Raw genomic sequence first — 14,000 nt, forward strand, 5'->3', positions numbered from 1 at the left:
GTCGGGGCGGGCGGTGCGTCCGCCGCGACCTCAAGCTCCGGACGGACTCATTCGCCCCCGGGCCCCTTCTTCAACTGCCGGGCACGCTCCCTGTCCGCCTTCCTCTGCTTGAGCACCACACCGACCCCGCCCATCAACGCGAGCCCGGTGATCCGCACCCGCGGCGAACCCGGCGAGGGGGTGCCCTCGCCCGTCGCCCGGTCGCCGAAGCCGCCCAAGATGCCGATGCCGCTGACCTTGACATTCAGCTCCGGCGGGACCGTCACCTGCATCCCACCCATGATCGTGAAGCAGCGGATGACGACCTCGCGGTCCTCGAAACGGGCCTCACGCAGATCGATCTCGCCGCCGCCCCACATCGTGAACGCGGTGAACTTCCGGCCCACCGTCCACCTACCCTTGCGCCGGAACCCGCCCCAGAGGGCGAACGCACCCGTCGACGTGGCAGGACCGCCGATGCGTTCCGCCCAGTCGATGCCCGCCGAACCCGCGCGTGCGGGCGCCCCGCCCGCACCCACCGGCGCCACCGACCCGCCCGGCGCCGGAAGATCGCGGACGAGCAGCTCCAACTCCCCACGCGTACGAGCCTTGTAGGCCGCGTCGAGCCGCTGCTCGAACTCCTGCATCTGCAGGCGGCCCTCGGCCACCGCGTCGCGCAGGACCTCGGCAACACGCTCACGCTCGGCATCAGAAGCACGCATGTCCGGAAGTTCGCTCGTCATACCGCGCAGCCTATAAAACCCGCCCGCTCACGTCACCGATCCACCGCACCCCGTCTCCCATGCGCTGCGGATCCACCGCACCCCGTCTCCCACGTGCTTCGGAATCCGACGCGCTTCGGATCCCCACGCGCCTCGGATCCAGTGCCCCTCCCGGCAAACTCTGCCCCGTCGCACACACTGCCGGTCACGGCACTCGCGCTTCGGCCGACGCGTACATCTTCGCGATCACGGCCTCGATGTCCGGCTCCCGCACCGAAAGATCCACCAGCGGATACTCCGCGGCGATCCGCGCCACCAGCGGAGCCGCCGAACCCGACGCCGGAAAGGCAAGCCACTGCCTCGGCCCCTCCACCTTCACCGTACGCACCGAAGGCTCCGACTCCAGGCGGATCGGCGGGAGTTCACGCTCCAGGTCCACAACCAGCGTGCGCTCGCTCTCGCCGACCTCATGCAGCCCGGCGAGCGCACCGTCGTACATCAGACGGCCGTGGTCGATCACCATCACCCGCCGGCAGAGCTGCTCGATGTCCGTCAGATCGTGCGTGGTGAGCAGCACCGTCGTACCCCGCTCGGCATTCAAGTCCCTAAGAAATCCACGAACCTTGGCCTTGGAGACCACATCCAGACCGATCGTCGGCTCGTCCAGATACAGCACCTCCGGATCGTGCAGCAGCGCCGCCGCGATGTCGCCGCGCATCCGCTGCCCGAGCGACAGCTGCCGCACCGGCACATCCAACAGCGCGCCCAGATCCAGAAGTTCGACACAGCGGTCCAGGTTCTCCCGGAACCGGGCGTCGGGGACCCGGTACATCCGGTGCACCAGCCGGTACGAGTCGCGCAGCGGCAGGTCCCACCAGAGTGTGGTGCGCTGGCCGAAGACCACACCGATCCGGTGCGCCAGCCTCGTACGCTCCCTGGAAGGGTCGATGCCCGCGACCCGCAGCCGCCCGCCGCTCGGGGTGAGGATGCCCGTCAGCATCTTGATGGTGGTCGACTTGCCCGCGCCGTTCGGACCGATGTAACCGACCATCTCGCCGCGCTCCACCCGGAAGCCGATCCCGTCGACCGCGCGGACCTCGCGCCGCTCACTGCGCAGGAAACCCGTCCTGCGGCGCACCTCGAAGACCTTCTCGACACCGTCGAGCTCGATGAAACCCGTACCCGTAGCCATGCCCCGTCCTCGCTCCGCTCGTCCTCAGTTCCCCGTGCTCCGGTACGAGCGCAGCCCCGCCCGCCACGCCGCCCCCGCGAGCACCCAGCACACCCCCGCCACCACCGGCGGCAGGAACGCCACCCACTCCGGCAGCCCCAGCGGGTACTCCCGGCCCAGCACATACAGCGCGGGCAGCCAGTTCACGAAGGCCAGCGGCACCACGAACGTCACCCCGCGCACCAGTTCCTTCGCGAAGACCGTCGGCGGATACTGCAACAGCGTGTTCCCGCCGTACGTGAAGGAGTTCTGCACCTCCGCCGCGTCCTGCGCGAAGAACTGGAACGCCGCCCCGCCCACAAAGACCGCGCCGAAGACCGCCGCCCCGCTCAGCAGCATCAGCGGGATCATCACCACCTTCAGCGGCGTCCACGCGATGTCCAGCACCGCCAGCCCGTAACCGAGCACCAGCAGCCCCTGCGTGATCCGCCCCAGCCTGCGCAGTGCGAACCGGTCCGCCGCCACCTGGGCCAGCACCGGAACCGGGCGCACCAGCAGCGTGTCCAGCGTGCCGTCCCGGACCCGGCGGCCCAACCGGTCCATCGACCCCAGCACCAGATCGGCCAGCCCGAACGCGGTGCCCGAAGCCCCGTACAGCAGGGCGATCTCCGGCAGCGTGTAGCCACCCAACTCGTCGACATGCGCGAACATCAGCAGGATCGCGACGAAGTCGAAGCCTGTCGCCGCGAAGTTCCCGAACGCCGTCATGGCGAACGAGGCACGGTACGCCATCGTCGACCGCAGCCACATCGCGACGATCAGCCCGTACGCACGAACCCCTTCGACCAGCCTCGACCGCTCGACGAACACCACACCGGGAACCTCGACGGCCCTCGAGACCTCGGTGACCTCAGCCACCCTGAACCACCACCCTCCGCGTCGCCACCGACTGCACCAACCGCCCCGCCAGCAACAACGCCAACGCCCAGCCGCCCTGGAAAGCGAACGCCTCCACCAGCCCCCAACCCGTGTGCTTCCCGAGGAACACATCGGCCGGCACCTGGAGCAGCGCCGACCACGGCAACGCCCGCGCCACCTCGCCCAACACCCCCGGGAACAACGTCAGCGGAAGCAGCAGCCCCGAGAAGAACAGCCCCGCCAGGAACGCGATCTGCGCCGCACCCGCCCCGTCCATCAGCCAGAACGCGGAGAGCGCCACCAGATAACGCAGAGCGAAACTGACCACGACCCCGAGCGTCACCGAAACCAGGAACGCCGGCCAGACCCCCGGCGAGCCGGGCAGAGCCAGCGGGAACGCCAACGCCCCCAGCACCATCGGCACGACGCCACGCGCCAGCAACTGGAACGCCGCCCGCCCCAAGTCACCGGCCAACCACCACAGTTGAAGATCAACCGGCCGGTAGAGGTCGACCGCCACATCGCCGGTACGGATCCGCTCGACCAACTCGTCCTCGAAACCGCCACCCATCATCGCGGAGGTCGCCAGCAGCGCCTGCCCCAGCCACACATACGTCAGCGCCTGGGACAGGTCGTATCCACCGAGGTGCGGACGCTCGTCCCACAGCGCCGTATAGGTGTACGCCAGGATGAAACCGAAGACGGTGTTGGTGAACACCCCCGCCGCCGTCGCGATCCGGTAGGTGGCATGGCGCCGGAACCCGCCCGCCGCAACCACCGCGTACAACCGCATCCCCATCACCCCCGCGCTCGTTCACACTCGTGCGCCCAACCGCGTTGGACACCAAAGCGCACGACCCTAGTGCAGCGGGAACAGCCACCGCGACCGCTTTTCGGCGGCCGATCCGGGAGCGATCGCAGGTCGGCACGGGGTCGATCCAGGACGTGGACCGACCGAAAAGGGCACTATGGGGGAATTGACCGCAGCCGAGGAGTCTCCACCGACATGAGCGACGAGCCACAGCAGCAGAGCGGGGGGCCCGACAACGGGAACCGGGCCCCGAGGGACCCCTCTGCCGGCACCGGCGCCCCCGCAGGCCCAGCCGCCCCCGGCGGGAAGAAAAACAGAAGCAGAAACCGCCCCGGACGCACCGGCTGGCGCCGGGCCGTCCCCACCTGGCGGATGACGCTCGCCACGCTCCTCATCATCGCCCTGGTCCTGATCGGCGGATTCATCGCCGGATACCAGCTCGTCGGCATCCCGCCCGCCAACCCCACCGCCACCGCGCAGTCCAACGTCTACCTCTACAAGGACGGCAGCTTCATCGCCCGCGACGGCGAGATCAACCGGCAGAACATCCAGCTCGCCCAGGTCCCCCTCACAGTCCAGCACGCCGTCCTCGCCGCCGAGGACCGGAACTTCTACTCCGAACGCGCCGTCGACATCAAGGCAATGGCCCGCGCCGGCTGGAACACCCTCACCGGCAAGGGGAAGCAGGGCGGCTCCACCATCACCCAGCAGTTCGTGAAGAACTACTACCTCGGCCAGGAACAGACCCTCCTGCGCAAGGCCAAGGAGTTCTTCATCGCCATCAAGCTCAACCGCGAAGTGAGCAAGAACCAGATCTTCGAGGGCTACCTCAACACCAGCTACTTCGGCCGCAACGCCTACGGCATCCAGGCCGCGGCCCAGGCGTACTACGGCAAGGACATCGGCCACATCACCACCGCCGAAGGCGCTTACCTCGCCTCCCTGCTCAACGCCCCCAGCGCATACGACGTCGTCGTCCACCCCGAGAACAAGGCCGCGGCCGTGGCCCGCTGGAACTACGTACTCGACGGCATGGTCAAGGAGAACTGGCTCAGCGCATCCGAACGCGCCACCATGCGGTTCCCCGCGCCCAACAAGGTGAAGGCCTCCACCGGACTCTCCGGACAGCGCGGCTACATCGTCCAGGCCGTCAAGGACTACCTCACCATCCACAAGATCATCGACGAGGACACGCTCGCCACCGGCGGCTACCGCATCACCACCACACTGGAGAAGAAGAAACAGAACGCCCTGGTCAAAGCCGTCAACGACCACGTGATGTCGATGACGAGCACGGAGCGCCCGGCCGACCGCAACGTCCGCGTCGGCGGCGCCTCCATCGACCCCTCGAACGGCCGGGTCGTCGCCATGTACGGCGGCATCGACTACACCAAGCAGTACGTCAACAACGCCACCCGCCGCGACTACCAGGTCGGCTCCACCTTCAAGCCGTTCGTCTTCACCTCCGCCGTCGCCAACCGGTCCACCACCCAGCACGGCCGGCGCATCACCCCCAACACCCTCTACGACGGCACCAACCGACGCATGGTGCGGGGCCCGAACGGACCCACCGGATACGCCCCCGCCAACGAGGACGACATCAGCTACGGACCCATCACCGTCGGAGCCGCCACCGACAAGTCCGTCAACGCCGTCTACGCGCAGATGGCCGAGGACGTCGGCCCCGGCAACGTCAAAGACACCGCCATCGCCCTCGGCATCCCCAAGAACACCCCCGACCTCACCGCCTCGCCGTCCATCGCACTCGGCACCGCCACCGCCAGCGTCCTCGACATGACCCAGGCGTACGCGACACTCGCCAACCACGGCAGGCACGGCACCTACACCCTCGTCGACAAGATCGGCAAGGACGCCGAGGAACTCGCACTCCCCGGCCGTCACACCGAGCAGACCGTCAGCCGCGAAGCCGCCGACACCACCACCTCGATCCTGCAGAGCGTCGTCGAAAACGGATCGGGAACGGCCGCCCAGGGCGCCGGCCGCCCCGCCGCCGGCAAGACCGGCACCGCCGAGGAGGACAAGGCCGCCTGGTTCGCCGGCTACACCCCGGACCTCGCGACCGTCATCGCCGTCATGGGCCAGGACCCCGACACCGGCGTACAGAAACCGCTCTACGGAGCACTCGGCCTGTCCCGCGTCAACGGCGGCGGCACCCCCGCCCAGATCTGGGCCCAGTACACCGGCGCCGCACTCAGCGGCAGCAGCATCGAAGAATTCGCCCTCGAACTCGAAAAAGGCGCCGGCGAACCCGCCCTGCCCACCGGCGAAGGCACCGGCCCCACCCACACCGGAACCCCGGCCGAGACACCGTCCGCCCCACCACCGAGCAGCCCGCCCAGCAGCCCCGCCGGCAGCGGCCCCGCCACCACGGCACCGCCCGGCGGCCCCCCGGACGGCGACAGCGCGGACATCCTCGGCAACGACAACGGCGGCATCGAAGAACTCTTCCCCCAGGGCACCGACGGCGCCCACCCGCCGCCGAACGAGTGACCTACCGGGCTCAGAGGAGCTAACAAAATGGGAGTCCGATCAGCTCGCGGCGTCTGGTGCGTGCGATCGCAAGGCGCCGGAAGGTCCTCGTAGCGGCGCTACTAGGGCGTTTCGGCAACGCAGCGAGCGTGCGTGCCAGACGCCGCGAGCCGGGCGCCCATTCTGTTAGCTCCTCTCAGTGCCCCGACGTCGCCTTCAGCCCCACCACAGCCACCAGCAACAGAGACACAAAGAAAATCCGGGCAGCGGTCACCGGCTCATTCAGCACCACCATGCCGAGCACCGCCGCCCCCGCCGCACCGATACCGACCCACACGCCGTACGCCGTACCGATCGGCAACGACTTCGCCGCCTGCGCCAACAGCACCATGCTGGCCACGATCCCGAACCCGGTGAACACACTCGGCCACAACCGAGTGAACCCATCCGTGTACTTCATCCCGATCGACCAGGCCACTTCCAGCAAACCGGCAACAACCAGCAGAACCCACGCCACGACGGCACCTCCGAACACCACAGACACACGGACAATCACAGGTGCGTCGTCTTTGCGGAAACCCGGTACGGCGCGTCTCGTCGGGGTCCCACCAACATAGCAAAGCGCATGCAAAAGGCCTGGTGACCCTCGTCACCAGGCCTCACGCCACACATCTCGCAGACAACAGAGCTACAGATACAGCCCGGTCGAATCCACCGAACCCTCGAACCGGTCCGCCGCCACCGCATGCAGATCCCGCTCCCGCATCAGCACGTACGCCACACCCCGCACCTCGACCTCGGCACGGTCCTCCGGGTCATACAGCACCCGGTCGCCCGGCTCCACCGTCCGCACATTCTGGCCGACCGCAACCACCACAGCCCAGGCCAGCCGGCGCCCCACCGCAGCAGTCGCCGGAATCAGAATGCCGCCGCCCGAACGCCGCTCGCCCTCTGGCGTATCGGACCGGACCAGCACGCGGTCATGCAGCATACGAATGGGCAGCTTGTCGTCGGTGTTCTCGCTCACGCCCCGAAACCTACCTGCCCGCAGCCGTCCCGCACGCCCCCGGGGTCAGCCTTCTCAGCGCTTCTTGCGCCGCACCGACACCAGCAGCCCCACCACACCGACCACCAGCAGCGCCGCCGGAACCACCCGCTCCAGACGCGGCGTGCCGTCCTCCGACACAAACTGCGCCTTCACGTCCGACACCGTCCGATTCACCGCGACGAACGCCCGCCCGGCCGTCCGGTCCACGGCCTCGGCAGCCTTGGCCTTCGCATCACCGATGATCGTCTTCGGGTGCATCCGCACCCCGATCTCATCGAGCACCACCGCAAGCTGCTCACGCCTGCTGATGATGTCCGCCTCGATCTGCGCAGGGGTCCTGGCATCCGACACTGCGCCGCCTCCGTGGTCCTCGTCCGGTAAACCTTCGTCGCCAGTCTGTCAGCTCAGCCGCCCGCACACCCGACGGCACCCCTATTACGCTCGGTCCCGTACACCCCACACGCCCCTGAGGAGAACCATGAGCGAGCGACTCCAGCCCGGCGACACCGCCCCCGCCTTCACCCTCCCCGACGCCGACGGCAACGACATCTCGCTCGCCGACCACAAGGGACGCAAAGTCATCGTCTACTTCTACCCGGCCGCCCTCACCCCCGGCTGCACCAAGCAGGCCTGCGACTTCACCGACAACCTGGAACTCCTGGCCGGCGCCGGATACGACGTCATCGGCGTCTCCCCCGACAAGCCCGAGAAGCTCGCCAAGTTCCGCGAGAAGGAAAACCTCAAGGTCACGCTCGTCGGCGACCCCTCCAAGGAGACCCTCGAGGCGTACGGCGCGTACGGCGAGAAGAACTCCTACGGCAAAACGGTGACGGGCGTCATCCGCTCCACCGTCGTCGTCGACGAAGAAGGCAAGGTCGAGCGCGCCCTCTACAACGTCAGGGCCACCGGCCACGTCGCCAAGATCATCAAGGACCTCGGCATCTGACCCACGCGCCGCCACGCCCTGTGGCGGGCGTCGCATTTTCACACCCCACCGGTTTGCGACCGCCATGACCGCGCAGAAGCCTTTCCCGGAACACCCCATCGGGGAAAGGACCCGGTCATGGCGGCCTCCGACCTTCAGCAGGTGGCCGACCCCGAAGCGGTCAAACGCCACCCCACCCTCTTCCGCGCCATACGGAAACGGAAGAACCCCAGGCTGCGCCGGTCCGACATCACCGTCACCGACGACCTGGCAGTCAAGCGGGCAGTGAAGGCGGCCTCCCTCGGCACGCGATGGTTGCGGCCCTGGTCGGCGTGATCGCGGTGGCCTGCATGAAGGAGACGGCCCAGCAACCGCTGGACGGCTCGCCGCCGTCGGTGGGGACCGAGGCGAAGGCGGCGGGACTGTGCGCGGCACAGGCTCCCGAGCCGAAGTTCTGATCCCGGACCCCGTCCCCGCGAACGGCCCGTGCCGCTTCAGCCCAACTGGTATGGACCATTCCGCATCTCGCCGCATATCGGACGTGACCATCCGATAAACGGTTCGTTGTTCCGTACGAGGCCGCGAACGTGCGGTCGGGAACGGAGGGAACATGCCAGTAAGCCCCTACACGCGCGAGCGCCTCACAGAGGCCGTCTCGTCATCACGGACGCTGTCCGAGGCACTGACCAAACTCGGGGTCGACCCGAAGAGCTCGACGCGGCGCTACGTCCACGAGCGCATGAAGAAGATGGGAATAGCCACCGGACACTTCGAGCGCGAGGGCGCTCGCTGGACGAGGGAAGTCCTTGAGCCTGTGGTCAACGCGTCAACGAGCGTGCACGAGGTGCTGCGGCGCCTCGGCCTCGAAGCGGTAGGTGGTCACCACACCAACATCAGTCGCCGCATCAAGGCGTACGGCATCGACACGTCGCACTTCGCTCCGCCGTCCAGAGCTGGGAAGAAGAAGCTTCGCCGCACGCCCCAGGAACTATTGGTCGAGAACCTCGCACCAGACGCCCGCCGAGTGCCCAGCGCTCGCCTCAAAATCGCCATGGCGTCACTGGGCGTTGCGCAACGGTGCGCTCTTTGCGGAACGGAACCGGTTTGGCGGGGCAGACCACTCCCGCTCGAGGTGGACCACATCAACGGCTCGTGGCGCGACAACCGGATGGAGAATCTCAGGCTCCTATGCCCCAACTGCCATTCAGCGACCGATACATATCGCGGTCGCGCCAAGGGGCGCCGAGCAGGACGCGGCCGCCGATGAGCCAGAGGCACCAGTACACACGCGAGCGGTTGATCGAGGCGGCGGAGCAGTGCTCGGACGTCGACGAGGCCATAGCCTTCTTCGGCACGCGCCCTTACGGGCAACTGCGCCGATACCTTCTCCGGCGGTTCGCCCACTTCGGCATCGACGTCTCCCACTTCCGCCGCTGCGGTTCCAGTACCGCCGGAACACGCCCTTCAGCAAGCACGCTGCGCGAGGCTGTAGCCGCCTCCTGCACCATTGCCGAGCTGCTGCGCATGCTTGACCGCCCGGACAACGGGCACCAACGCGGCCTTTTGCGCCAGTGGATCAGCGATGAAGGTCTTACGACCTCGCACTTCCTGGGCCAGGCGCACCAGCGCGGCAAGCCAGGCACGACGCCCGTCAAGCCTCCGGAAGAAATACTGGTGAAGCACGACGGCAAGCGTCGTGCAACGACAATGTTGATACGCCGAGCCCTATGCGAGGTCGGCCTGCCCGAGCGGTGCGAAGAGTGCGGTACCGGTCCGCTCTGGCATGGGAATCCGATGACGTTGGAGATCGACCACATCAACGGTGACTGGAGCGACGACCGCGTCGAGAATCTACGACTGCTGTGTCCGAACTGCCACGCCATCACTGATACCTGGTGCCGAGGCGGCAGACGCCGCAGCCCGGTGACGAACCCTCTCTCACACACGGGGCCCAGGCCGATACCATGATGGATGGCTGGCGGCCGTGTCGGAAGGGTAGACGATCGGCGCTTAGAACGCCGTGGGAGAAATCCCGTGTGGGTTCGAATCCCACCGGCCGCACAGAGCAATGGGCCGCCTCGACAGGGCGGCCCATTGCGGCGGGTCACCCCAGCAACTCCCGCACCACCGGCACCAGCGCCCGGAACGCCTTCCCCCGGTGGCTGATCGCGTTCTTCTCGGCCGGGGTCAGTTCCGCGCAGGTCCGGGTCATGCCCTCCGGCTGCAGGATCGGGTCGTAGCCGAAGCCGTTCGTGCCGGCCGGGGTGTGGCGGAGGGTGCCCAGGAGACGGCCCTCGACCACGCGTTCCGTGCCGTCCGGGAGGGCGAGGGCCGCCGCGCAGGCGAAGTGGGCGGCGCGGTGGGCGTCGTCGATGTCGGAGAGCTGGGCCAGCAGCAGGTCCAGGTTGGCGCGGTCGTTGCCGTGGGTGCCGGCCCAGCGGGCCGAGAAGATGCCGGGGGCACCGCCGAGTACGTCGACGCAGAGGCCGGAATCGTCGGCGATCGCGGGGTGGCCGGTGGCCTGGGCCAGGGCGTGGGCCTTGAGGAGGGCGTTCTCGGCGAAGGTGACGCCGGTCTCCTTGACGTCGGGGACCTCGGGGTACGCGTCCGCGCCGACGAGTTCGTGGGTGAGCCCCGCGTCGGCGAGGATCGCGTGGAGTTCGGTGATTTTCCCGGCGTTGCGGGTGGCAAGGATCAGGCGGGTCATGTGCCGATTATCGCGGGGTGCCGGGTGACGTCCGCTATGAGGTGCAGACGTTGCCGATCTCCTTGGCGGCGTCGGTGACCGGGGTGATGTCCGGGGTGGCGTCGCCCTTGTCGATGGCGTCGCGGACGTTCTTGACGCCGGTCCGGAGGTCGTCGACGGCCTTGGAGAGGTCGGCGTTGTCCGTCTTGTCGCCGAGGTTGCCGAGTTCCTTGTCTATCGCGTCGAGGGCCTCGGATGCCTGGGTGGGGTCGTTCGATGCGTTGGAGACGGCCTGTTGGAGGTTGTCGACGCTGGTGGCTATGGCGTCGGCGGTACGGACGCAGTCGAGGGCCTTGTCGACGGCGCCGCAGCCGGCCGCGGCGGTGAGGGTGAGAGCGGTCAGGGTCAGCGCGACGGTGATGCGGCGGTGGCGGGTGGCCTTGGCCATGGTGCGGTTCCTCCCCGGGTGCGGATACGCGGACGGACGCACGGTTCGACCCGTGCGTCCGTACTCGTGACGACGCCCTGCGGGGCGTACTTGGTTGCTTCTTTACTCGCCAAGCGTGCGGGCGAGGGCCGCCTGCTGGATGGCGCGGAGGTCGACGCAGCCGCTGGCGGCGAGGTCGAGGAGCGCGTTCAGTTCCTTGCGGTCGAAGGGCTCGGCCTCGGCGGTGCCCTGGACCTCGACGAAGCGGCCGTCGCCGGTGCAGACGACGTTCATGTCGGTCTCGGCGCGGACGTCCTCCTCGTAGCAGAGGTCGAGGAGCGGTGTGCCGCCGACAATGCCGACGCTGACGGCGGAGACGGTGCCGGTCAGCGGCTTGCGGCCGTGCTTGATGAGCTTCTTGCCCTGGGCCCAGGTGATGGCGTCGGCGAGGGCGACGTACGCACCGGTGATGGCGGCGGTGCGGGTGCCGCCGTCGGCCTGGAGGACGTCGCAGTCGAGGACGACGGTGTTCTCACCGAGTGCCTTGTAGTCGATCACGGCGCGCAGGGACCGGCCGATGAGGCGGCTGATCTCGTGGGTGCGGCCACCGATCTTGCCGCGTACGGCTTCGCGGTCGCCGCGGGTGTTGGTGGAGCGGGGCAGCATGGAGTATTCGGCGGTGACCCAGCCTTCGCCGCTGCCCTTGCGCCAGCGCGGGACGCCTTCGGTGAAGGAGGCGGTGCAGAAGACCTTGGTGTCGCCGAAGGAGATGAGGACTGAGCCCTCGGCGTGCTTGCTCCATCCGCGTTCGATGGTGATGGGGCGGAGCTCTTCGGGGGTGCGGCCGTCGATACGAGACATGGCGTCGAGCCTATCGGCTGGGCCGTGGGCGCCGGCCGGGGTGTGCGCGGGGCCGGGTGGGGGTGCAGAGCGGGGCTGGTGGGGGTCTGCCGCAGGCCCCGTTCTGGTGGGATCGGGGCCTGAGGGCGCGGAGCCGGGCCGGCTCCGCGAGTGGTCGTCACATCATGTCTTCGATGTCGGCGGCGATGGGGTCGGCGTCGGTGCCGATGACGACCTGGATCGCGGTGCCCATCTTGACGACGCCGTGGGCCCCGGCGGCCTTGAGCGCGGCTTCGTCGACCTTGCTCGGGTCGACGACCTCGGTGCGGAGGCGGGTGATGCAGCCTTCGATTTCTTCGATGTTGTCGATCCCGCCGAGCCCGGCGACGATCTTCTCAGCCTTGCTGGCCATGTGGTTCTCCCTGGTTCTTCACGCACGGCGCCGACCCACCATGGGTCCGTTTCGTCAAGGTAACGCACGATTGGCCCAACTTCACGAGCGATCAACCTGATCATCACTCATGATGACGATCATGGGTGCTCTGTCCTCCGGGCGGGTGACGAACCGCACCGCAACTGGTCTGTGCCACTTTGCGACGACCGCCGGACGTGGCCTGTTCGGGGAGGATGCCGATGAGCTCGAGCAGCGCCACAGCACCACGGAAGATGTGGTGGCACGGCTTCTTCCAGGGCCTCCAGAAGATGGGGCGCAGCCTCCAGCTTCCGATCGCGGTGCTGCCGGCGGCCGGCATTCTCAACCGGCTCGGCCAGCCGGACGTGTTCGGCGACGAGGGTCTCGGCTGGAACGACGTCGCGAAGGTCTTCGCCGCTGCCGGTGGGGCGCTCCTCGACTCCGGTCTCGGACTGCCCTTGCTGTTCTGCGTCGGCGTCGCGATCGGCATGGCGAAGAAGTCGGACGGTTCGACGGCGCTCGCGGCGGTGACCGGCTTCCTCGTCTACTACGCGGTGCTGCACGCCTTCCCGGTGGACTGCCCGCCGGGTTCCACTTTCACCGCGGGCGGCACCTGGTTCGGCACCTGTGTCACCGGCAACGCGAAGGTGACGGTCGCCCAGTACCAGAACCCCGGGGTGTTCGGCGGCATCGTGATGGGGCTGATGTCGGCGTGGTTCTGGCAGCGGTACCACCGGGTCAAGCTGGTCGACTGGCTGGGCTTCTTCAACGGCCGCCGTCTCGTGCCGATCATCATGGCGTTCGTCGGTCTGGCCTTCGCCGCCCTGTGCGCCTGGTTGTGGGCGCCGATCGGTGACGGTCTGACCGGTTTCTCCAAGTGGCTGGTGGACCTGAACTGGCTGGGCTCCGGCATTTTCGGTGTTGCCAACCGCGCACTGCTGGTCGTGGGCCTGCACCAGTTCCTGAACACGTTCGTCTGGTTCCAGTTCGGCGACTTCATCAAACCGGACGGGACGGTCGTGCACGGTGACATCAACCGGTTCCTGGCGGGCGATCCGACGGCCGGGCAGTTCACCACGGGCTTCTTCCCGATCATGATGTTCGCGCTCCCGGCTGCGGCGCTGGCGATCTACCACTGCGCCAAGCCGCATCGCCGGAAGGCGGTCGGCGGCATGATGCTCTCGGTCGGTCTGACGTCGTTCGTGACGGGTATCACCGAGCCGATCGAGTACTCGTTCCTCTTCGTCGCCCCCCTTCTGTATGTGATCCACGCGGTGCTCACCGGTGTCTCGATGGCGGTGAGCTGGGGGCTCGGGGTGAAGGACGGCTTCAGTTTCTCGGCGGGTCTGATCGACTACGTCATCAACTGGAGCCTGGCCACGAAGCCCTGGTTGATCATTCCGATCGGCTTCTGCTTCGCAGTGGTGTATTACGTGATCTTCCGGTTCGCCATCACCCGGTTCAACCTTCAGACCCCCGGGCGCGAGCCCGACGAACTGGAGGCACAGATCGAGAAAGACCTGGTGAAGTAGGTCTTCGGCCGACGACGAAGCCCCTCCACCTTCCGGGCG

The 14,000-nt window shown here is 68.0% G+C and carries 16 protein-coding genes, 1 tRNA gene, 1 pseudogene and 1 riboswitch; of the genes and pseudogenes, 7 read left to right on the top strand and 11 right to left on the bottom strand.

Features of this window, described 5'->3' with window-relative positions; genetic code table 11:
* Nucleotides 1-47: 47 nt before the first annotated feature.
* From AB0N06_RS18205 to AB0N06_RS18220, 4 genes are all read right to left on the bottom strand, one after another.
* Nucleotides 48-701, bottom strand: coding sequence for a DUF1707 domain-containing protein (locus AB0N06_RS18205; protein WP_366135738.1), 654 nt, complete (start codon nt 699-701; stop codon nt 48-50).
* 205 nt (nt 702-906) lie between these two features.
* Nucleotides 907-1,893, bottom strand: coding sequence for an ABC transporter ATP-binding protein (locus AB0N06_RS18210; RefSeq protein WP_366135691.1), 987 nt, complete (start codon nt 1,891-1,893; stop codon nt 907-909).
* A 24-nt stretch (nt 1,894-1,917) separates the two neighbouring features.
* Nucleotides 1,918-2,790 (bottom strand): ABC transporter permease, encoded by an 873-nt coding sequence (locus AB0N06_RS18215; protein WP_366135692.1) that lies wholly within the window; start codon nt 2,788-2,790, stop codon nt 1,918-1,920.
* Nucleotides 2,783-3,583: an ABC-2 family transporter protein gene (locus AB0N06_RS18220; RefSeq protein WP_366135693.1), complete on the bottom strand. Its 801-nt coding sequence runs from the start codon at nt 3,581-3,583 to the stop codon at nt 2,783-2,785. The genes AB0N06_RS18215 and AB0N06_RS18220 overlap by 8 nt, the downstream gene beginning before the upstream one ends.
* Nucleotides 3,584-3,796: 213 nt before the next feature.
* On the opposite strand from AB0N06_RS18220, the gene AB0N06_RS18225 reads away from it, so the two are divergent.
* Nucleotides 3,797-6,112 carry a transglycosylase domain-containing protein gene (locus tag AB0N06_RS18225; protein WP_366135694.1) on the top strand — a complete coding sequence of 772 codons (2,316 nt, stop codon included), beginning with the start codon at nt 3,797-3,799 and terminating at the stop codon, nt 6,110-6,112.
* Between the two features lie 175 nt (nt 6,113-6,287).
* Here AB0N06_RS18225 and AB0N06_RS18230 read toward each other — a convergent pair whose 3' ends face one another.
* From AB0N06_RS18230 to AB0N06_RS18240, 3 genes are all read right to left on the bottom strand, one after another.
* A complete protein-coding gene (locus AB0N06_RS18230) occupies nt 6,288-6,608 on the bottom strand; it encodes a multidrug efflux SMR transporter (RefSeq protein WP_358857714.1) in 321 nt (106 codons plus the stop codon).
* A gap of 40 nt (nt 6,609-6,648) precedes the next feature.
* Nucleotides 6,649-6,720, bottom strand: a riboswitch (guanidine-III (ykkC-III) riboswitch).
* Nucleotides 6,721-6,779: 59 nt separating this feature from the next.
* Nucleotides 6,780-7,118, bottom strand: coding sequence for a co-chaperone GroES (locus AB0N06_RS18235; RefSeq protein ID WP_030923137.1), 339 nt, complete (start codon nt 7,116-7,118; stop codon nt 6,780-6,782).
* Nucleotides 7,119-7,172: 54 nt separating this feature from the next.
* Nucleotides 7,173-7,490: a DUF3618 domain-containing protein gene (locus AB0N06_RS18240; protein WP_366135695.1), complete on the bottom strand. Its 318-nt coding sequence runs from the start codon at nt 7,488-7,490 to the stop codon at nt 7,173-7,175.
* Nucleotides 7,491-7,617: 127 nt separating this feature from the next.
* On the opposite strand from AB0N06_RS18240, the gene bcp reads away from it, so the two are divergent.
* The 5 genes and pseudogenes from bcp (at nt 7,618) to AB0N06_RS18265 (ending at nt 10,125) form a co-directional block, all read left to right on the top strand.
* Nucleotides 7,618-8,085 (top strand): thioredoxin-dependent thiol peroxidase, encoded by a 468-nt coding sequence (gene bcp / locus AB0N06_RS18245; RefSeq protein ID WP_366135696.1) that lies wholly within the window; start codon nt 7,618-7,620, stop codon nt 8,083-8,085.
* Between the two features lie 117 nt (nt 8,086-8,202).
* A pseudogene (locus AB0N06_RS18250) lies at nt 8,203-8,370 on the top strand (MFS transporter); the annotation flags it as partial.
* 304 nt (nt 8,371-8,674) lie between these two features.
* Nucleotides 8,675-9,331: an HNH endonuclease signature motif containing protein gene (locus AB0N06_RS18255; protein ID WP_366135697.1), complete on the top strand. Its 657-nt coding sequence runs from the start codon at nt 8,675-8,677 to the stop codon at nt 9,329-9,331.
* The gene (locus AB0N06_RS18260; RefSeq protein WP_366135698.1) at nt 9,328-10,032 is read left to right on the top strand and encodes an HNH endonuclease signature motif containing protein; all 705 of its coding nucleotides are present in this window, start codon (nt 9,328-9,330) and stop codon (nt 10,030-10,032) included. The genes AB0N06_RS18255 and AB0N06_RS18260 overlap by 4 nt, the downstream gene beginning before the upstream one ends.
* A gap of 10 nt (nt 10,033-10,042) precedes the next feature.
* A tRNA-Leu gene (locus AB0N06_RS18265) sits at nt 10,043-10,125 on the top strand.
* A 43-nt stretch (nt 10,126-10,168) separates the two neighbouring features.
* Here the strand turns inward: AB0N06_RS18265 and rdgB are convergent.
* The 4 genes from rdgB to AB0N06_RS18285 all read right to left on the bottom strand — a co-directional run bounded on the left by rdgB (nt 10,169) and on the right by AB0N06_RS18285 (nt 12,429).
* Nucleotides 10,169-10,771 carry an RdgB/HAM1 family non-canonical purine NTP pyrophosphatase gene (gene rdgB, locus AB0N06_RS18270; protein WP_366135699.1) on the bottom strand — a complete coding sequence of 201 codons (603 nt, stop codon included), beginning with the start codon at nt 10,769-10,771 and terminating at the stop codon, nt 10,169-10,171.
* 34 nt (nt 10,772-10,805) lie between these two features.
* Nucleotides 10,806-11,198 carry a hypothetical protein gene (locus AB0N06_RS18275; protein WP_366135700.1) on the bottom strand — a complete coding sequence of 131 codons (393 nt, stop codon included), beginning with the start codon at nt 11,196-11,198 and terminating at the stop codon, nt 10,806-10,808.
* A gap of 102 nt (nt 11,199-11,300) precedes the next feature.
* Nucleotides 11,301-12,038: a ribonuclease PH gene (gene rph / locus AB0N06_RS18280; protein ID WP_366135701.1), complete on the bottom strand. Its 738-nt coding sequence runs from the start codon at nt 12,036-12,038 to the stop codon at nt 11,301-11,303.
* A 157-nt stretch (nt 12,039-12,195) separates the two neighbouring features.
* Nucleotides 12,196-12,429, bottom strand: coding sequence for a glucose PTS transporter subunit EIIB (locus tag AB0N06_RS18285; protein WP_142217368.1), 234 nt, complete (start codon nt 12,427-12,429; stop codon nt 12,196-12,198).
* Between the two features lie 221 nt (nt 12,430-12,650).
* On the opposite strand from AB0N06_RS18285, the gene AB0N06_RS18290 reads away from it, so the two are divergent.
* Nucleotides 12,651-13,961 carry a PTS transporter subunit EIIC gene (locus tag AB0N06_RS18290; protein ID WP_366135702.1) on the top strand — a complete coding sequence of 437 codons (1,311 nt, stop codon included), beginning with the start codon at nt 12,651-12,653 and terminating at the stop codon, nt 13,959-13,961.
* Nucleotides 13,962-14,000 lie beyond the last annotated feature (39 nt).

Origin of the sequence: Streptomyces sp. NPDC051020, from assembly GCF_040683105.1 — a bacterium.
In the GTDB taxonomy this organism is placed as follows: domain Bacteria; phylum Actinomycetota; class Actinomycetes; order Streptomycetales; family Streptomycetaceae; genus Streptomyces.

Excerpts from the sequence above, each read along its gene's own strand:
- AB0N06_RS18260 (WP_366135698.1), top strand. The coding sequence starts at position 9,328 with ATGAGCCAGAGGCACCAGTACACACGCGAGCGGTTGATCGAGGCGGCG.
- rph (WP_366135701.1), bottom strand. The coding sequence starts at position 12,038 with ATGTCTCGTATCGACGGCCGCACCCCCGAAGAGCTCCGCCCCATCACC.
- AB0N06_RS18255 (WP_366135697.1), top strand. The coding sequence starts at position 8,675 with ATGCCAGTAAGCCCCTACACGCGCGAGCGCCTCACAGAGGCCGTCTCG.
- AB0N06_RS18220 (WP_366135693.1), bottom strand. The coding sequence starts at position 3,583 with ATGCGGTTGTACGCGGTGGTTGCGGCGGGCGGGTTCCGGCGCCATGCC.
- AB0N06_RS18285 (WP_142217368.1), bottom strand. The coding sequence starts at position 12,429 with ATGGCCAGCAAGGCTGAGAAGATCGTCGCCGGGCTCGGCGGGATCGAC.
- bcp (WP_366135696.1), top strand. The coding sequence starts at position 7,618 with ATGAGCGAGCGACTCCAGCCCGGCGACACCGCCCCCGCCTTCACCCTC.
- rdgB (WP_366135699.1), bottom strand. The coding sequence starts at position 10,771 with ATGACCCGCCTGATCCTTGCCACCCGCAACGCCGGGAAAATCACCGAA.
- AB0N06_RS18290 (WP_366135702.1), top strand. The coding sequence starts at position 12,651 with ATGAGCTCGAGCAGCGCCACAGCACCACGGAAGATGTGGTGGCACGGC.
- AB0N06_RS18210 (WP_366135691.1), bottom strand. The coding sequence starts at position 1,893 with ATGGCTACGGGTACGGGTTTCATCGAGCTCGACGGTGTCGAGAAGGTC.
- AB0N06_RS18205 (WP_366135738.1), bottom strand. The coding sequence starts at position 701 with ATGCGTGCTTCTGATGCCGAGCGTGAGCGTGTTGCCGAGGTCCTGCGC.
- AB0N06_RS18275 (WP_366135700.1), bottom strand. The coding sequence starts at position 11,198 with ATGGCCAAGGCCACCCGCCACCGCCGCATCACCGTCGCGCTGACCCTG.
- AB0N06_RS18225 (WP_366135694.1), top strand. The coding sequence starts at position 3,797 with ATGAGCGACGAGCCACAGCAGCAGAGCGGGGGGCCCGACAACGGGAAC.